Annotated in this window: 18 protein-coding genes; 8 read left to right on the top strand and 10 right to left on the bottom strand. The window is 67.8% G+C overall.

The window, feature by feature from the left end; genetic code table 11:
- Positions 1 to 57 precede the first annotated feature (57 nt).
- The gene (locus tag ACZ5BU_RS19625; RefSeq protein ID WP_465700714.1) at positions 58 to 936 is read right to left on the bottom strand and encodes an NUDIX hydrolase; all 879 of its coding nucleotides are present in this window, start codon (positions 934 to 936) and stop codon (positions 58 to 60) included.
- A gap of 30 nt (positions 937 to 966) precedes the next feature.
- Positions 967 to 3,126, bottom strand: coding sequence for an RNA degradosome polyphosphate kinase (locus ACZ5BU_RS19620; RefSeq protein ID WP_465700713.1), 2,160 nt, complete (start codon positions 3,124 to 3,126; stop codon positions 967 to 969).
- A 106-nt stretch (positions 3,127 to 3,232) separates the two neighbouring features.
- Here ACZ5BU_RS19620 and ACZ5BU_RS19615 point away from each other — a divergent pair, with 106 nt between their 5' ends.
- The 3 genes from ACZ5BU_RS19615 to ACZ5BU_RS19605 all read left to right on the top strand — a co-directional run bounded on the left by ACZ5BU_RS19615 (position 3,233) and on the right by ACZ5BU_RS19605 (position 5,840).
- Complete coding sequence (locus ACZ5BU_RS19615) at positions 3,233 to 4,333, top strand: alpha/beta hydrolase (RefSeq protein ID WP_465700711.1); 1,101 nt, start codon at positions 3,233 to 3,235, stop codon at positions 4,331 to 4,333.
- Between the two features lie 69 nt (positions 4,334 to 4,402).
- The gene (locus tag ACZ5BU_RS19610) at positions 4,403 to 4,819 is read left to right on the top strand and encodes a hypothetical protein (protein ID WP_465700710.1); all 417 of its coding nucleotides are present in this window, start codon (positions 4,403 to 4,405) and stop codon (positions 4,817 to 4,819) included.
- Position 4,820: 1 nt separating this feature from the next.
- Positions 4,821 to 5,840: a hypothetical protein gene (locus tag ACZ5BU_RS19605; RefSeq protein WP_465700709.1), complete on the top strand. Its 1,020-nt coding sequence runs from the start codon at positions 4,821 to 4,823 to the stop codon at positions 5,838 to 5,840.
- Between the two features lie 12 nt (positions 5,841 to 5,852).
- Here ACZ5BU_RS19605 and ACZ5BU_RS19600 read toward each other — a convergent pair whose 3' ends face one another.
- The 3 genes from ACZ5BU_RS19600 to mshD form a co-directional block, all read right to left on the bottom strand.
- Entirely contained in the window at positions 5,853 to 6,620 is a 768-nt protein-coding gene (locus tag ACZ5BU_RS19600; protein ID WP_465701075.1) for a PKD domain-containing protein, read from the bottom strand.
- A 119-nt stretch (positions 6,621 to 6,739) separates the two neighbouring features.
- Positions 6,740 to 7,342: a DUF6318 family protein gene (locus ACZ5BU_RS19595; RefSeq protein ID WP_465700707.1), complete on the bottom strand. Its 603-nt coding sequence runs from the start codon at positions 7,340 to 7,342 to the stop codon at positions 6,740 to 6,742.
- Positions 7,343 to 7,542: 200 nt separating this feature from the next.
- A complete protein-coding gene (gene mshD / locus ACZ5BU_RS19590) occupies positions 7,543 to 8,454 on the bottom strand; it encodes a mycothiol synthase (protein WP_465700705.1) in 912 nt (303 codons plus the stop codon).
- Between the two features lie 107 nt (positions 8,455 to 8,561).
- On the opposite strand from mshD, the gene ACZ5BU_RS19585 reads away from it, so the two are divergent.
- Positions 8,562 to 10,367 carry a bifunctional metallophosphatase/5'-nucleotidase gene (locus ACZ5BU_RS19585; protein WP_465700704.1) on the top strand — a complete coding sequence of 602 codons (1,806 nt, stop codon included), beginning with the start codon at positions 8,562 to 8,564 and terminating at the stop codon, positions 10,365 to 10,367.
- A 103-nt stretch (positions 10,368 to 10,470) separates the two neighbouring features.
- Entirely contained in the window at positions 10,471 to 10,782 is a 312-nt protein-coding gene (locus tag ACZ5BU_RS19580; protein WP_465700702.1) for a hypothetical protein, read from the top strand.
- 4 nt (positions 10,783 to 10,786) lie between these two features.
- Here the strand turns inward: ACZ5BU_RS19580 and ACZ5BU_RS19575 are convergent, their stop codons facing one another.
- Positions 10,787 to 11,500: a winged helix-turn-helix domain-containing protein gene (locus tag ACZ5BU_RS19575; protein ID WP_465700701.1), complete on the bottom strand. Its 714-nt coding sequence runs from the start codon at positions 11,498 to 11,500 to the stop codon at positions 10,787 to 10,789.
- Positions 11,501 to 11,661: 161 nt separating this feature from the next.
- Here ACZ5BU_RS19575 and ACZ5BU_RS19570 point away from each other — a divergent pair, with 161 nt between their 5' ends.
- The gene (locus ACZ5BU_RS19570) at positions 11,662 to 11,901 is read left to right on the top strand and encodes a MoaD/ThiS family protein (RefSeq protein ID WP_465700699.1); all 240 of its coding nucleotides are present in this window, start codon (positions 11,662 to 11,664) and stop codon (positions 11,899 to 11,901) included.
- A gap of 36 nt (positions 11,902 to 11,937) precedes the next feature.
- Positions 11,938 to 13,302, top strand: coding sequence for a hypothetical protein (locus ACZ5BU_RS19565; protein ID WP_465701073.1), 1,365 nt, complete (start codon positions 11,938 to 11,940; stop codon positions 13,300 to 13,302).
- On the opposite strand, the gene ACZ5BU_RS19560 is transcribed toward ACZ5BU_RS19565, so the two are convergent.
- From ACZ5BU_RS19560 to arfB, 4 genes are read right to left on the bottom strand one after another with little or no spacing between them, the layout of a single operon-like run.
- Complete coding sequence (locus tag ACZ5BU_RS19560; protein WP_465700698.1) at positions 13,265 to 13,879, bottom strand: hypothetical protein; 615 nt, start codon at positions 13,877 to 13,879, stop codon at positions 13,265 to 13,267. The genes ACZ5BU_RS19565 and ACZ5BU_RS19560 overlap by 38 nt on opposite strands.
- Complete coding sequence (locus ACZ5BU_RS19555; protein WP_465700696.1) at positions 13,876 to 14,442, bottom strand: hypothetical protein; 567 nt, start codon at positions 14,440 to 14,442, stop codon at positions 13,876 to 13,878. The genes ACZ5BU_RS19560 and ACZ5BU_RS19555 overlap by 4 nt, the downstream gene beginning before the upstream one ends.
- Positions 14,439 to 15,068 carry a hypothetical protein gene (locus ACZ5BU_RS19550; protein ID WP_465700694.1) on the bottom strand — a complete coding sequence of 210 codons (630 nt, stop codon included), beginning with the start codon at positions 15,066 to 15,068 and terminating at the stop codon, positions 14,439 to 14,441. The genes ACZ5BU_RS19555 and ACZ5BU_RS19550 overlap by 4 nt, the downstream gene beginning before the upstream one ends.
- 31 nt (positions 15,069 to 15,099) lie before the next feature.
- Positions 15,100 to 15,513 (bottom strand): alternative ribosome rescue aminoacyl-tRNA hydrolase ArfB, encoded by a 414-nt coding sequence (gene arfB, locus ACZ5BU_RS19545; protein WP_465700692.1) that lies wholly within the window; start codon positions 15,511 to 15,513, stop codon positions 15,100 to 15,102.
- A gap of 91 nt (positions 15,514 to 15,604) precedes the next feature.
- Here arfB and ACZ5BU_RS19540 point away from each other — a divergent pair, with 91 nt between their 5' ends.
- Positions 15,605 to 16,036 (top strand): TlpA family protein disulfide reductase, encoded by a 432-nt coding sequence (locus tag ACZ5BU_RS19540; RefSeq protein ID WP_465700690.1) that lies wholly within the window; start codon positions 15,605 to 15,607, stop codon positions 16,034 to 16,036.
- Positions 16,037 to 16,092 lie beyond the last annotated feature (56 nt).

Genomic DNA, 16,092 nt, shown 5'->3' with positions numbered 1-16,092 from the left:
GCCGTCGTCCGTACCTGGATCGTCACCGAGCCGTGTCGCTCAGCGCTCCGGCACCTTCTAGGGTGCTCCGAACCGTTCGTGGATCACCCGGCCGTCGGCCAGCTGGTGTGCGACCAGGAACGCGCCGGTGGCGAACTTGCCTACCTTCAGGCCCAGCTCCCGTGAGAGCGCCGGCAGCACCGGACGGTGCGAGCAGATGACCGTCACCTTGTCAGGGCGCCACACCCGCTTGGCCAGACCGCGCAGGCCGTCCGGGTCGGCGTCGTACCCCCGTTCGGAGATCTCCGGCCGCAGGTGGATGTGGCGGTCGAGAGAGGTTGCGTACGGTGCGACTGTCGCGACACAGCGCTCCGCGTCGCTGCTGATGATCCTGTTCGCGCCGAGCGCCGCCAGTACGCCACTGAGCCGCTCTGCGACCTCAGTACCCGTGCTGGTCAGTGGGCGGAGCGTGTCCTTTCCGTCCCAGTCCTTACGCTTCACCGCGTCTGCATGCCGTACGACGATCACGGTGGCCACGACGGGTACTACGCGATCCAGTGCGTCCAGGATGTCCACGTCACGCGGGTAGCTCAGCTTGGCGCGGGCCTTGTCCACCGACAGCCAGCTGATCTCGTCGACCTCGTCGTTCGGCTCGAACCCGCCGTCGTCGACCGGTACGGCCGACCAGTAGTGCACGAGCTTCTCCGCAGTACCGCCGTTCTTGCGGATCGCGTACCGCTGCACACCGAGCGGTGGACCGAGCACCACGCGCTGCCCGGTCTCCTCCTCGATCTCGCGCCGGGCAGCGAGCAGCACATGTTCGTTCGTGGTCAGCTTGCCTTTGGGGAGGGACCAGTCGTCGTACCGGGGACGGTGCACCAGCAGCACCTGCCGGGTGCCGTCGCGTTCCCGCCAGACGACACCACCCGCGGCGATAACGGTCGCCGGGTTGCTCATGGCCTCACCCTAAGAAACGTGCTCCGGCGGCTAACTGACGGGGTCGATCGCGCGGCGCCGGCCACGGGTCCGGATCAACCGTTCCTGCAGGTCACGCAGCGGCTCGCCGTCCGGACCGTTCAGCCGAGGCTGCCAGCTGTCGTCCGGCTGCAGCCACCAGGAGCCGGTGCCCTCGTCCATCGCCAGGTCGAACATGTCGCCCAGCTCCGCGACGTGGTCCTGCTCCTTCAGCTGCACCAGCACCTCGACGCGGCGGTCCAGGTTCCGGTGCATGAGATCGGCGGAACCGATCCACACCTCCGGCTCGCCGCCGTTCTCGAACAGGAACACCCGGCTGTGCTCGAGGAACCGGCCCAGGATGCTGCGGACCTGGATGTTCTCCGACAGCCCGGGTACGCCGGGGCGGAGCGTGCAGATGCCCCGGATCCACAGGTCCACCGGTACGCCGGCCTGCGAGGCCCGGTACAGCGCGTCGCACAGGGCCTCGTCGACCAGGCTGTTCACCTTGATCCGGATCCGCGCGGGACGGCCCGCGTGGTGGTGCTGGATCTCCCGGTCGATCCGCTCGACCAGCCCACGCCGTACGGACTGGGGAGCTACCAGGATCCGCCGGTAGCCGGCGCTGCGACCGAAGCCGGACAGGTGGTTGAAGAGCAGTGCGACGTCCTCTGTGACAACACGGTCGCTCGTGAGCAACCCCAGGTCCTCGTAGAGCCTGGCCGTCTTCGGGTGGTAGTTGCCGGTGCCGATGTGCGCGTAGCGGCGCAGGCCGTCCGGCTCGTCACGTACGACCATCGAGAGCTTGCAGTGCGTCTTCAGACCGATCACGCCGTACACGACGTGGCAACCGGCGTGCTCGAGCTGGCGGGCCCACTTGATGTTGGCCTGCTCGTCGAAGCGCGCCTGGATCTCCACCAGTACCAGGACCTGCTTGCCGGCCTCGGCCGCGTCGATGAGCGCGTCGACGATCGGGGAGTCACCACTGGTCCGGTACAGCGTCTGCTTGATCGCCAGGACGTGCGGATCCGCCGCGGCCTGCTCGATGAAGCGCTGGACGCTCGTCGAGAACGAGTCGTACGGGTGGTGGACCAGTACGTCGCGCTGCTTGAGCGCGTGGAACATGTCCGCCGGGTTCGAGGTCTCCACCTCGGCCAGGTGCGGATGGGTCGACGGTACGAACGCCGGGTACTTCAGCTCGGCCCGGTCCAGGCTCGCGATCGTGAACAGGCCGCGCAGGTCCAGCGGGCCGGGGAGCTCGAACACCTCCGCCTCGGTGACACCCAGCTCCGACAGCAGCAGGGCCCGCACCTGCGGGTCGATCGACTCCTCCACCTCGAGCCGGACCGGCGGACCGAACCTTCGGCGCAGCAGCTCCTTCTCGAGCGCGGCCAGCAGGTTCTCCGCGTCGTCCTCCTCGACCTCGAGGTCCTCGTTCCGGGTGACGCGGAAGGTGTGGTTCTGGGTGACCTCCATCCCCGGGAACAGCTGGCCCAGGTGCGTCGCGATGACGTCCTCGAGCGGTACGAACCGGCCCTCGGCGACCTTCACGAACCTCGGCAGCAGCGGCGGCACCTTCACCCGGGCGAAGTGCTCGCCGCCGGTGTCGGGGTTGCGGACCACCACGGCCAGGTTGAGGCTCAGACCGGAGATGTACGGGAACGGGTGCGACGGGTCGACCGCCAGCGGGGTCAGTACCGGGAAGATCCGGTCCCGGAAGAACCGGGTCATGTCCTCGCGCTCGTTGTGCTCCAGCTCGTCCCAGCGCAGGATGTCGATGCCCTGCTCGGTCAGCGCCGGCTGCACCGACTTCCGCCAGGTCTCCGCGTGCCGGTCCATCAGCTCCCGGCTCTTCGCCAGGCTCCGGTCCAGCACCTCGCGGGGGAGCAGACCGCTGGCCGCCTTCACCGCGACCCCGGCCGCGATCCGGCGCTTCAGGCCGGCGATCCGGACCATGTAGAACTCGTCCAGGTTGCTGGCGAAGATGGCGAGGAACTTGGCCCGCTCGAGCAGCGGGATCTTGTCGTCCTCCGCGAGCTCCAGGACCCGCTGGTTGAACGCCAGCCAGCTCAGCTCCCGGTCCGAGAACCGGTGCTCCGGGAGGTCACCGGCCGCGTCGATGTCGTACGGCGGTTCGACGTCGTACTCCCGGTTGTGGGATGCCAGCAAGTCTCCAGCCACGCGGCCTAGCATCCCATTCTTTCGTGAACAACGGGTAGCCGTCCGCGCGTTGCCGAATGTGACGTTTCCGTTGTCTGGTGAGGGTTGCCCGGCAGATCAGTTGCTAGCGTCACTCCTTGTGAACTCACGACTGGACTCGGTACTGCGTGACACGGTGACGTCCGTACAGGCGCACGCCCTCACCCCGCTGTACGCCCTCCCGGCCGCGGTCCGCCGCCGGATCGCCGGCGCCCCGATCCAGATCGACGGCAACACGCTGGACCCCGACATCCAGCTCATGCTCCGCGTCGACAACCTGTTGCCACACACAACCAAGACGGACGCCGCCACCGCCCGCGCGCACTTCCGCGCACTCTGCCGGCTCATCCCGGGCACGCCGGTCGAAGTACAACGAGTAACCGACCTCACCGTCCGCGGCGCCACCGGCCAGCTCGGCGCCCGCTTGTACGTTCCCCACCCGAAACCACCCGCCGCCGACCCGACCCCTGGCACTGCACTCGGCGGCTTGCTTGTGTTCTTCCACGGCGGGGGATGGGTGGTCGGCGACCTCGACACCCACGACGCGTTCTGCCGTGTGATCGCCGCCGACGCGGGGATCCGGGTCCTCTCCGTCGACTACCGCCTGGCCCCCGAGGCCCCCGCCCCAACCGCCGCCGAGGACGCGATCGCCGCCTTCACCTGGGCCGCCGACCACGCCGAAGACTTGGGCGCCGACCCGTCGTTGGTAGCAGTCGGAGGTGACAGCGCCGGCGGAAACCTGGCCGCCGTAGTAGCCCAGCAGACCGTCCTGCGAGGCCTCCCACAACCGGCCCTCCAGGTCCTCCTCTACCCAGCCCTGGACCTGGTCGCCCGCCGCCCCAGTCGAGACCTCTTCTCCGAAGGCTTCATCCTCACCGAAGAAGACATCATCTGGTACCGCGACATGTACACCCCCGACCCCACCCTCCGCCCCGACCCCCTCGTCTCCCCCCTCCGCGCCCCAGACCTGCGGAACCTCCCGCCCACCTACCTGTCCACCGCCGGCTTCGACCCCCTACGCGACGAGGCCCTGGAGTACGCCAAATCCCTAACCGCCGCGGGCAACCCCCTCACCCACATCCACCACCCCACCCTCCCCCACGGCCACGCCAACCTCCTAACAGTCCCAGGCAGGACCCGCGAGGCCCTCAACCACCTCACCACCCACCTGAAAACAGCCCTCCACCAACCCTGTGGATAACTCCCACGCCCCCCGACCGCCCGTCGATATCGTGGCAATCACCACCGAAACCTCCCCCGAGGAGCCGCCATGCCGTTCGACCTCGCGCGGTTCAACTCCGCTTTCTCACAGGCACGCTACGAACAGAAGACCGACCCCGCCTTCGACCTCGCGAAGGCACAAGAGCAGCTGCGAGAGCTGATCGCCGACGAGCCCGAGGGCGACGACCGCGCCTTCGCGCTCGGAATGATCGAGGACCTCGCCGAACCGCCACCCCCTCCGCGCCAATACGGCCCGCTTTACCACGAAGCCGGCGCGATCCACGCCGCGGCATATTTGTCCGACGGGACCGACGAGGAAAAGGCAGACGCGCTCGCGGAGGCGCGACACAAGATCTGGGCGATCGCAGACCGCGCCCCCGCCGACGAGGCCCCAAGCATCCGGGGAATGACGCGAGCCCTCCACCACATGGAGATCATGCTGCGCGGGCACTGGCCCGAGGACTGACGTGGACGCGGACCAACGGGTCTCGCCCGACTCGTTCGTCTATCAACACGTCAAGTACCTGTACGAGGTCGCCCAATCGCTTCGCCCGGTGGCCGCCGACCGCTGGAATCGCGAGTTGTACGCCACGAGCCTCGACACGATGGGCGGTCTGGATCCGAAGACCGGAGCCCTCCGGCTGTCCAAGCACCGTGTGCTGATGCACCTGACGGGCACTGTCTCCGCCGAGCGCGCGGCCGATCAGGCCGAGGCGCTGGCGACCGTCCTGCACGAGTCGACCCACGGCGGCATGCAGATCAAGGCGCCGGGGACGCCGAACGCTGTACTGACCGCGCATTCACGCGGCCTGATGGAAGGCTTCGCCGAGGTAAGGGCCTTCGACGACTTCGAACTGTTCGCGAAACGAACGGGATACCGCGGCCTGACCTTCGGCGAGCCGCTGTACCCAGGAGCTTTTGCTGCGACCAGCGACCTGATGACGCATATCACCGGACCGGCCTACACGCGGAACGACCTGATCAACGACGCCTGCCGCGGGCCGGCCGTCATGCACTTCGACCAGTTGGCTCACGCCGTACTGACGAACCACCTGACCGAACTGACCCACCGCGACCCCCGCACCCAACAAGCGATCCGCGCCCAACTGATCGAACCGATTCTGCACGCCCACTGGCCAACCCTCCCGAACACCGAAGCACCCACCGGCCACGCCGTCGCCCGGGATATCCGATCGGCCCTTGACGCGAGAGTGAACGAACTCCGCCGGACCTACCGCTTCAACGCTCCGGTCGGCGCCGACCAGCCCACGCTGCCTACCCTGTCCACCGGCGACCGCCCGACAACCCTCGTGGCACCGGCCGCACGGACCGACGGCCTGGACAACATGCGTTTCCTCCAGGCACAGCCCGCAGCCTCCGGCGCCGTCGCCCACCGCCCAAACCTCGGCCACGGAACCCGCAGACCCACCACAACCTCAGGCCTCCGGACCAGACCCACCCAATCCACTAACAGACCCCGCGAGTAACGCCGACCTCGATCAGCGCCCAGGATCAACCAACACAGGTACGGCTTCGCGGACCTGGAGGAGGGTCGCGGGGCCGGTGATGGGGATGGTGCCGGGGACGTACTGCCAGCCTGTGTTGGCCACGTTGAACCGGGCACCGTAATTGGTGGCGACGGTCAGGCCGACACCGGCGCGCTTGAGATACTTGTGGGTGATTTCTGCAGCTGGGTAGGGCTTGCCCGGAGTTGTTGTCGTGAGGGTTTGGCCGTCGCCGAAATCCCAGGTGTAGCTGAGCGGCGTCGCCTGGACGACAACGGGGAATCCGAGCAGCGTCACGGTCGTCGTCGACACCTTGTTGTCGGTGGTGTACACGATGGTGGCCATGTTCACCAGCGTTCGTCCGCTGGGCTGCACCTTGACTGTGAGGCCAGGGAACACCGAGTTCTTCGTCTCGGTTCGCACCTGTTCCCAAGTGATGTCTTCCGGTCGTGGGGTGACCACAGTCGGTGGGTCGATGCGTCTCGTCGGTCGCTCGTCGCCGCCGGGCTGGCATCGAGTCGGCCCGGGCACCGTTCCGTCCGGCTGCATCCGGCCACAGACACCGATGTTCAGTTCGAGATCGTCCTCAACCGACTTCGCGGGATGGTCCCTCCGCTGAGCTTGTCGCGGATGCCTGTCCCCAGCCGATTGCGTCTTGGCCGTCGCCGGTGTGCTCTTGCCGGACGTCTTACCCTTCCGGCTTCGCTGAATGATGCCTTCCGCACTCTCCTGCAGCCCTTCGCGGCTAGGCTTCACCTTCACGACAGGCAACGGTGTGGGCGTCGCTGGTCCGGAGCGCAGCGCGGCTGCTGTGACAGGCTCGCTGAACACGAGCGCCGTAAGGATCGCCAGCTGTGTGCCGGCCACGACGGCTCGGCGACTCATCGAGGTACCAGCTGCATCGCGGCCATCACCCATGACCCCTGCTTCGCGCTCAGCGTGAACTGGCGCTTGTATTTCGTCGCCACGCTTGTCACGGGCTTTGCCGATGGAGAATCCTTCGACGTATACGCGCCGATTGTCACCGACGCGTATCCGCCGACACGACCCCCGTCGCCTCGAAACAGGTCAGGTACGTCGTCGACGCGTTCGAAATAGTCCCCGGTGAGCCCGCCGTTGGCCGCGTTCACCTTTGCCACGTAGTCGGAGTAGAGCTTGCATTGGTGGCAGGTGGTCGCGGTGGCTGCCGCCATCGGTGCGACGTCGCCGGTCGTCGAGGCGTAGTTCAACAGGCTCACGTAGTACCTCACGAACGCCTCGGCCGCGGAAAGAGTAAGTCCGGTTGCCGCCGTGGGGCGTTGGGGCGCACTGGTCGGTGTGGCCGATGATGCCGGCGCCGAGGTGACCGCGGAGCTTGTCGACGTCGACGGTGGGGACGTGTTGGGGTGGCCTGCTTCGGGGCTGGCTTGGGTGCAGGCGGTTAGGAGTGTGGTGGTGGCTAGGCAGGTCAGAAGGGTTTTGGTTCGGTTGTTGCGGTGTGTCACGTGTGTCAGCCCTCCGTAGTTGACACAGATCGTAACGGGGTGGTGGGGCGGGGTTCGATGTCAAAAGGTGCAGTTGTGGATAACGGGGGATGGGGGCCAGGAGCCGCCCGGCTGGGGGGTAAGAGGCTCGGACGGCTCCTGGTTGATGGGGGACGGGGCGGGGTGGGGGTTTATGACGCGACTTGGGGTTGTGATGCCGGTCACGGTATGTGAGGGGCGTACTGGACGTCCAGTGCGGCGGTGGTGAAGCCGAGGGTGGTGTAGAGGGCTCTGGCGGGGGTGTTGGTGCCGTCTACGTAGAGGACGATCTCGTCCAGGTTGCGGTCGGACTGGAGGTGGTGGAGGCCTCGGAGGGTCAGGGACTTGCCTAGGCCTTGGCCTTGGAAGGATGGGGAGACGCCTACTACGTAGACCTCTCCGACGCCGTCCTCGACCTTGGTCCAGTGGAAGCCGGCCAGCTCGCCGGTCGAGGAGACGGCCAGGAAGAAACCGCGCGGGTCGAACCACGGTTGCTGCAGGCGTTCGGCCAGGTCGGCTGCGGTCCAGCTGCCCTGTTCGGGGTGGTCGGCGAAGGCCTCCGCGTTGACCTTTAGCCAGGCCGCGTTGTCCTGGCCGGGGACGAACGTACGTACGGTGATCCCGTCGGGCCACACCGGGTCGGGAAGAGCAGCCCTGGTACGGCGGAGGAAGTACAGCTCACGCGTCACCTCCAGGCCCAGGCGCTGGGCCAGTTCGTCGGCGCCGGGTAGCCGGCCGTGCGCCCAGACGCGAGTACGGGAGCCGCCGTGGTCCAGGAGCATCCGGAGCAGCGCCGTACCGTAGCCCTGCCGCCGGTACGACGGTGCGACGACCAGTTCGGCGGAGCCGTCGGGGGAGAGGGCGGCGTACCCGACGAGGTTGCGGGCGCTCTGCAGGCCGCTGACCTCGATGGTGCCTGGATCGCCTTCGTAGGCGAGGACATGGACGTCGCCGGGGTGTTCGCCGTCCAGGTGCAGCAGGGTGCGTTCGGAGAGCGGGTGGACGCCGTCACTGTCTGCTGCGGCGCGGGCGAGTTCCGTGACGGCGGCGGCGGTGGCCGGGGGCAACGGTGCGGGAACGGCTTCGAGAGTCACCGGAACACAGTAAAAGGTTCGGCTGAGTTCATTCTCAGGTTCTGGAAAGAGGGTTTGCTGCTCAGGTAACTTCAGCGGACTCATCAACCAAGACCACGGAGAATGACATGGCACGAGACAGAGCACGGTTGGGGGGACGGCGGGTGGCTGGTCTGCTCGCCGCCGGGACGGCCGTCGCGCTCGCCTTGGTCGCGGGGGGATCCCTGAGCCAGGCCGGAGCTGCGACCCAGCCAGATGCCGCGGCGCAGACCGCCGTACAGGCAACGAAGCCGACCCATTCGCAGATCGACGTGCTGGCGATCAACGACTTCCACGGCAACCTGGAGCCGGCCACCGGGTCCGGCGGCAACATCAACGGCATCCCGGCCGGCGGTGCGGTGTACCTGGCCACGCACCTCAAGCAGCTCCGGGCCGCCGCCGCGGCGAAGGGCGATGACTCGGTGACGGTCGCCGCCGGTGACCTGATCGGTGCGTCGCCGCTGCTGTCGGCCGCGTTCCACGACGAGCCGACGGTCGAGGCGCTGAACGGGATGGGACTCGAGGCCGCGTCCGTGGGCAACCACGAGTTCGACGAGGGCTGGCACGAGCTGCTCCGGATGCAGACCGGTGGCTGTCTGCCGGACGGTGACGGGCAGAACAACCAGAACTCCTGCCCGGACCCGGAGCACCCGTTCACCGGTGCGAAGTACAAGTACCTGAGCGCGAACGTGTTCTTCACCAACACCCAGAAGACGCTGTTCGCGCCGTACACGATCAAGACCTTCAAGGACGGTAAGAAGGTCGCGTTCATCGGTATGACGCTGGAGAACACCCCGAACATCGTGACCAAGTCCGGCGTCGAGGGCCTGACCTTCAAGGACGAGGTCGAGACCGCGAACGCCCTGGTCCCGGTGCTGCAGAAGAAGGGCGTGAAGTCGATCGTCGTACTGCTGCACGAGGGCGGTTTCCCGGCCGACCCGAAGGCGTACAACAGCTGCCCGGGCATCTCCGGTCCGATCGTGGACATCAACGCCGGCCTGGACCCGGAGATCGACGCGATCATCTCGGGACACACCCACCAGGCGTACAACTGCTCGCTGCCGGACAAGGCGGGCAAGCCGCGCCTGGTCACCAGCGCCTCGTCGTTCGGCCGGATCGTCACCGACGTCCGGCTGAGCATCGACAACGCGACCGGTGACGTCGACCGGACGAACACCCTGGCGCAGAACCAGATCGTCACCCAGGACGTCGTACAGGACCCGAAGACGGCCAAGCTGATCGCGAAGTACAAGGCCCTGGTCGCCCCGATCGCGAACAAGGTGATCGGCCACCTGACCACCCCGTCGGTGGTCCGGACGGACGACGACTCGCTCGAGTCGCCGTTGGGCGACCTGATCGCGGACGCGCAGCTCGCCGACCCGTCGGTGGTGACCGGCGGCAAGGCGCCGGTCGCGGCCTTCATGAACCCGGGCGGTATCCGTGCCGACCTCGCGTCGAACAACGGTGAGGTCACCTTCGGGCAGGCGTTCACCGTGCAGCCGTTCAACAACTTCCTGGTCTCGATGGACATGACCGGTACGCAGATCAAGGCCCTGCTGGAGCAGCAGTTCTCCGGCCTGAACGGTCCCGATGCGCCGAAGTACAAGGTGCTCCAGGTCGCGGGGATCACCTATACGTGGAACCCGGCCGCGGCGGCGGGTTCGAAGATCGTGGCCGGCTCGATCAAGATCGGCGGCCAGCCGCTGGTGGACGGTACGTCGTACCGGATCGTCACGAACAACTTCCTCTCCGACGGGGGTGACGGCTTCCCGGCCTTCACCACCGCGACGAACAAGTTCTTCGGCGGTCTGGACATCGACGCGTTCGCGAACTACCTGACCGCGCACGACCCGTACACGCCGGTCGCCACCGACCGGATCACCGTCGGTTCCTGACCGCAGCGAAGGAGGCCGGTGCGCAGGAGCGCACCGGCCTTTTTTCGTATCCTTCCAGGGATCCTGGTACCTTGCGTACTCAGGTATTTACGGAAGGTGAGCGATGGCGCACGTTGCTCCGACCTCGCACCGGCGGCCCACCCGGGCCTCCCATCGCGGGCATCGCAGCAGTGGTGACGGGTCGATCCAGACGAGTAGCTGGCTCGGGTTGACCTTCGCGTTCGTGGTCGGGTGGGTGCTGACCTGGCAGTCGCATGTCGGCGTGCACGCGGCGGGAGTGACGTTGCTGGTGATGCTCGTGCCGGTCACGATCGGGACGTTCGTGGCGGCGTTCCGGCAGGGTTTCGGGTCCTGGAAGGCAGCGCTGTGCGCCGCCGCGGGGCTCACGTTCACCCTGCTGAAGTTCTTCCTCTGAACAGCTAGGCCTTCGCGTCGGCCGTCTCGCGTGCGGTCGGCGTCGGCGGTACGACGAAGCGGTACCCGACGTTGCGGACCGTACCGATCAGGGCCTCGTGCTCCGGGCCGAGCTTCGCGCGCAGCCGGCGTACGTGCACGTCGACCGTGCGTGTCCCGCCGAAGTAGTCGTAGCCCCAGACCTCCTGGAGGAGCTGTTCGCGCGTGAACACCCGCCCCGGGTGCTGCGCGAGGAACTTGAACAGCTCGAACTCCTTGTACGTCAGGTCGAGCGCCCGTCCGTTCAGCTTCGCGGTGTACGACGCCTCGTCGATGACCACGTCGCCGCTGCGGATCAGCGTGGACTCGGGCTCGTCGTTCCGGGTGGCGGCGAGGCGGCCGATGACGAGCCGCAGCCGGGCCTCGATCTCGGCCGGGCCGGCGGTGTCGAGCAGTACGTCGTCCGCGCCCCAGTCGGCGTTGACCGCGGTCAGGCCGCCCTCGGTGACCACCAGGATCAGCGGGACGTCGATACCGGTCGTCCGGATCAGCCGGGACGCGCTGCGGACCGCGACCAGGTCGCGCCGGGCGTCCAGCAGCACGGCGTCGGCGTCCGGCGCATCGACCAGCGCGGCGACCTCGGGCGGCAGGATCCGGATCTGGTGCGGGAGCAGGGCCAGCGACGGCAGGACCTCGGTGGAGGCCTGCAGCGCGTTCGTCAGCAGAAGCAACGTGCTCACGCCGTCTCCTTGTGCTGATTGTCGGACCCTGCACCAGCGGTCCGGTCCTCGTGCACGTCAGGCCCCGACGGCGTCGTTGCCGGGGGCCTGAGACACACTGGGTAGAACAGCAAGCTGACATAATACCGGAAGAACCACCGACCCAGTGAGGCGCCGATCAGATGCCGGAAGTGACCATCAGGTACTTCGCTGCCGCACGTTCGGCGGCGGGGACGTCGTCGGCGACCGCGGACGCCGGCTCGATCGGCGATCTGGTCAGCACCGTGTCGACCGACCGGCCGGAGCTGGCGCGGGTGCTGTCGATCTGTACGTTCCTCCTGGACGGTGAGCGCGCCGACCCCAGTACGCCGCTGCGCGCGGGCGCCCTGGTCGACGCCCTGCCTCCGTTCGCCGGGGGCTGATAGAGCTTCCCGGGAGGTACATTCGTCGCCGTGGCGATGGAGTCGGGGACGCTACTCACTACGGTGGGGCGGGCGGGGGTCCTGTTCGGGAAGGCCTGGCCGCGTCTGCTGGCGGTCTTCCTGGTGGCGCAGTTGGCGCACCGGGGTCTGCAGTGGGTCGCGGTGCAAGCAGGGGCCAAGGCGGAGGCGGCCGGTATCGCAGTACTGGCCCTGCTCGTGGTCGTGTCGCTCGCGATGTACGTGATCATGTTCTTGGTGCTCCGCAGCGAACTCCCGTTCCACAGGCGAGCTGTTGCCGAGGGCATGCTCGCTCCGGACGGCATGGAGCCCGGCGACGAGCACAAGCCGCTCGACGCGATCGCTGCGGCGCTCCTGCCGTTCCTGGCGTTCTACGCGGCCTACAAGTTCCTGCAGAACGAGGCGCTCAACTACGAGTACCAGCTGGCCGTCAAAAAGGTCAACGACGTCGCAGCCACCGTTCTTACCGGCGGTACGACACCGCAGCAGTCGCAGGGCCTGCAGTCGCTGTCCACCTGGCTGTTCATCGGTCTGGGCGTCACGGCGTACCTGCTCCGCTTCGTGTTCAAGAAGTGGAAGAAGGAGAAGGAAGGCCCGGTACGGAAGCTGTTCGTCACGTACCTCGAGGCGCTGTGGATCTTCGTGGTCGTGTACCAGGCCACGTCCGTGATCCCGCCGCCGAAGACGTGGCTGAAGCAGCGCGTCGTCTGGCAGTGGCTGCACGACGGGTACACGTGGGTGCTCGACCACGTACTCGGCGTGAACCAGGTGCGCGAGGTGTGGGACTCGGTCACCGGGTTCATCGCCGCGGGCATCGGAGACCTGTGGAGCGCGGCCGTGCTCCCGCTGATGTGGATCACGATGACCGCGGTCATCTACGGCCGGGCCGTACAGAAGCTCGAGAAGCCGCGCTGGCGGTTCGATCGGCTGACGCACCGCTGGCAGCAGACGCCACGGATCGTCCGGGTCGCCGGCAACTCGGTGGTGGCGGACTGGAAGGACCGCTGGACGCCGGTGGTGGAGGCGTTCCGGCTGGTGGTCCGCTCGGGCCTCCGGCCGATGCTGGGGTACTTCCTGGCCTGGGCGCTCGTCACATTTGCGGCGAGCGGCGTGTGGATCGCGCTGAAGCTCTGGGTGCTCGGCCCGCACACGCTGCAGTTCTGGCAGGTCGTCGACGAGCCGCTGAGCCTGCTCACCGACGGCCTGAAGATCATGCTCCAGGTCAGCCTGCTCGCCGCGGCGTACGACCGGATGATCGGCGGCCTGGCCGGCTACCTCAGCCAGCGGACGCGTGCGGTCCACGAGCAGCCGCGCGGCGACCACGGCGTCACCGACCTGAGCGCGGCTACTTCGGGAATGCCAAGTACTGGGGAAGCTTCGTAGCCCAGGTGATCATCGGCCGGACACTACCGGCCACGGACGTCGGTACCACGAAGATCGCGACCGTCTCGAACGGCTTCCCCGCTGTGGGCTTGAGGTAGTACTGCGCGGCCGCACCACGCCAGCTCTCCGGCTTGTCGTCAGTACCGCCGGTGCAGCCGCTCGGTCGGTCCTGGTAGTCGTCGGCGATCACGGTCTCGTCCCAGGTACGCCCGTCCGGCGCGCGGAGGTGCAACGTGCACCCGCCGAGCCCGTCGAGCGCGGAGAGCTTGTCCACCTGCAACCGGAAGTACACCCGGATCCGGGTGGCACCAGGCGGGAGCTTGTCCTCGAGGCTGTGCCCATCACCCTCGACGGGCTGCGGGTCCTGCTCCAGGCTTGCGCCGTACCAGGTGGCGCCGTTGTACGGCGTACCGCCCGGTGACACCTCTACGGGCTTACGGGGCTCTGCGTCGTACCAGGACTTGTAGTCGCTGTGGGTGGTCCACCAGCCGGTGAACGGGATCGCGACGGCGAGGGTCGCGAGCGCTGCCGTGTTCTTCCGGAACCAGCCGCGGCGTGCGCGGCGTGCGCCACTCACGTGTCGCTCGCGTTGGTCAGCGTCACGACGTCCTCGAGCTTGGGCGTTTCCTTGCCGAGCGGGACCGTGACCTGCGGTTCGAGGTCGTTCAGGATCGACTTCTCCATCACCAGGAACGTTGCCCCAGGCACCTTGTCGGCCGGCATCTCGACCACGAACGAGCCGCGGACCGGGATACCCGGCGAGAACTCGGACCCGGTCAGGTCGACCTCGTCGAGGCCGCTGCGGTTCGAGCCGAGGTACGTGACGCCGTCCGCGGACCGGATCTGCACGCCCAGCAGGTGCATCGGCTCCCGGGTCGCCACCACGGTCGCGTCGACGACGACGAAATCGGTCAGGCTGTCCCGGTCCGGTACCGAGTTCGGGATCCGGAGCTTCTTGCCGACCCGGACGTCGTTCACGGTCAGGTCGAACCGCGGCGTCTGCACCGCCCGCCCGACGATGCCCTTCACCGGGGTCGGGTCCTGGATGTCCTTCTGGGTCGGCGTCCACCGGTACAGCGCGACGATCGCGACCAGCACGACGACCGTGAGGCCGAGGTTGGTGAGCTTGCGCGCCGTCACTTCCGGTTGTCCTTCACCTTGACCGTGCTGTCGGCGACGACCTTGTCCGGGAGCCACTTCTCGTGGTGGTCCAGGATCGACTCGTCCTCGTGCTCGTAGCCCTGCACGGACAGGTCGACCTCGGTCGGGAGCTTGGTGCCCTTCGGCAGCTGCCAGACGAACGCGACGTCCTCGGCGGCGTCCGGGGTGAGTACCGGGTTCATGGTCGCGTCGCGCAGGTTGGTCGAGCCGATCGGTCCCTCGGTGTCCTTGACCCCGGGCACGCCGACCAGCCGGATCAGGTCCAGCGAGGGCGTCGTGCCGGTGTCGTCGGTCAGCTTGAGCTTGGTCACGATCGCGATCAGCACGCCGCCCGGGTCCGGGGTGAACAGCGGCTTCAGATCCCGCACGATCACCGCGCGCTCGATCGTCACCTCGAACTGGCCGGCGGCGATCGCCGTACCGGGGTCCACGTGCGGCGTCTCGTCGCCGGCCTTCTTCAGCCCGCCGAAGGCCGCGGAGATCACCAGCAGGACGGCGCCCGCGCTGAACGTCCAGGTGCGGAGCGACCGGCCCCGCACCTTCAGATCCTTGAGCTCCGGAAGCTCCTCCGGTTCCTCAGTCCCCCCGCTCCCCGTTTCCTGCACGGCCGAAAGCCTAACCAGCCAGAGGGCCGACTCAGTCGTCCGGGCGACCCCGGAGCCGCTTGGTCTGGCCGCGGCGCTTCTTGTCGTCCAGGCGACGCCGTACGGACGCCTTGCTCGGCTTGGTCGGCCGGCGCTTCCTCGGCGGTGGAGCGATCGCCTCCCGCAGGACGACGGCCAGTCGTTCCCGCGCGGCCTCCCGGTTCCGCCACTGCGACTTGTACTCCGACGCGGCGATCGTCAGTACGCCGTCCACGAGCCGTGCCTGCAGCCGTTCCAGCGCGCGCGTCTTCAGTACGTCGCTCAACGCCGTCGTGCCGGCCACGTCGAAGCTCAGCTCGACACGGCTGTCCGTGGTGTTCACCGACTGCCCTCCCGGTCCGCTCGACCGGGAGAACCGCCACGTCAGCTCGGCCTCCGGAACCACCACCCCCGACCGCACCGTCACTCCACTCTCCACAGGCCCATTAGACCGGGTTGTTCTCAGTACGTGAAACGGGCGGTTGAATCCTGAACGGGGCGTCGTACCGTGGATAGCTGTGAGCCTTGGACTGTGGGTACTGGCCGGCGCAGTGGTCGCCGGTGTGGCGCTCAGTGTGCTCAAGGCGTGGATTGACGGACGCTTTCGTGGGAAGAGCGAGGACGACGTGGAGCGGGTGACGGCCGCGGAGGTCGGCGGTGAGCTCGGAGACCGGGCGACGCTGCTGCAGTTCTCGTCGGCGTTCTGTGCCCCCTGCCGTGCGACCCGGCGGACACTGGCCGAGGTCGAAGGCATGGTCGACGGCGTACGTCACGTCGAACTGGACGCCGAGTCGCACCTCGAGCTGGTCCGGCGGCTGGACATCCTGCGGACGCCGACGACGCTGATCCTGGACGGCACCGGAGCCGTGGTGAAACGCGCCAGCGGAGCGCCCCGGAAGCCGGACGTGATCGCCGCGCTGGCCGCCGCGATCGAGCGCCAGCCGAGCTGATTCCGTCCGGTACGTGCCATCGGATGGCGCACGCCCCTTGGCGTAGGCGAGACTCT

This window comes from Kribbella sp. NPDC031520, assembly GCF_055580825.1.
Note: the sequence above shows the minus strand (reverse complement) of the source record. Positions and strands in the feature narration are given on the sequence as shown.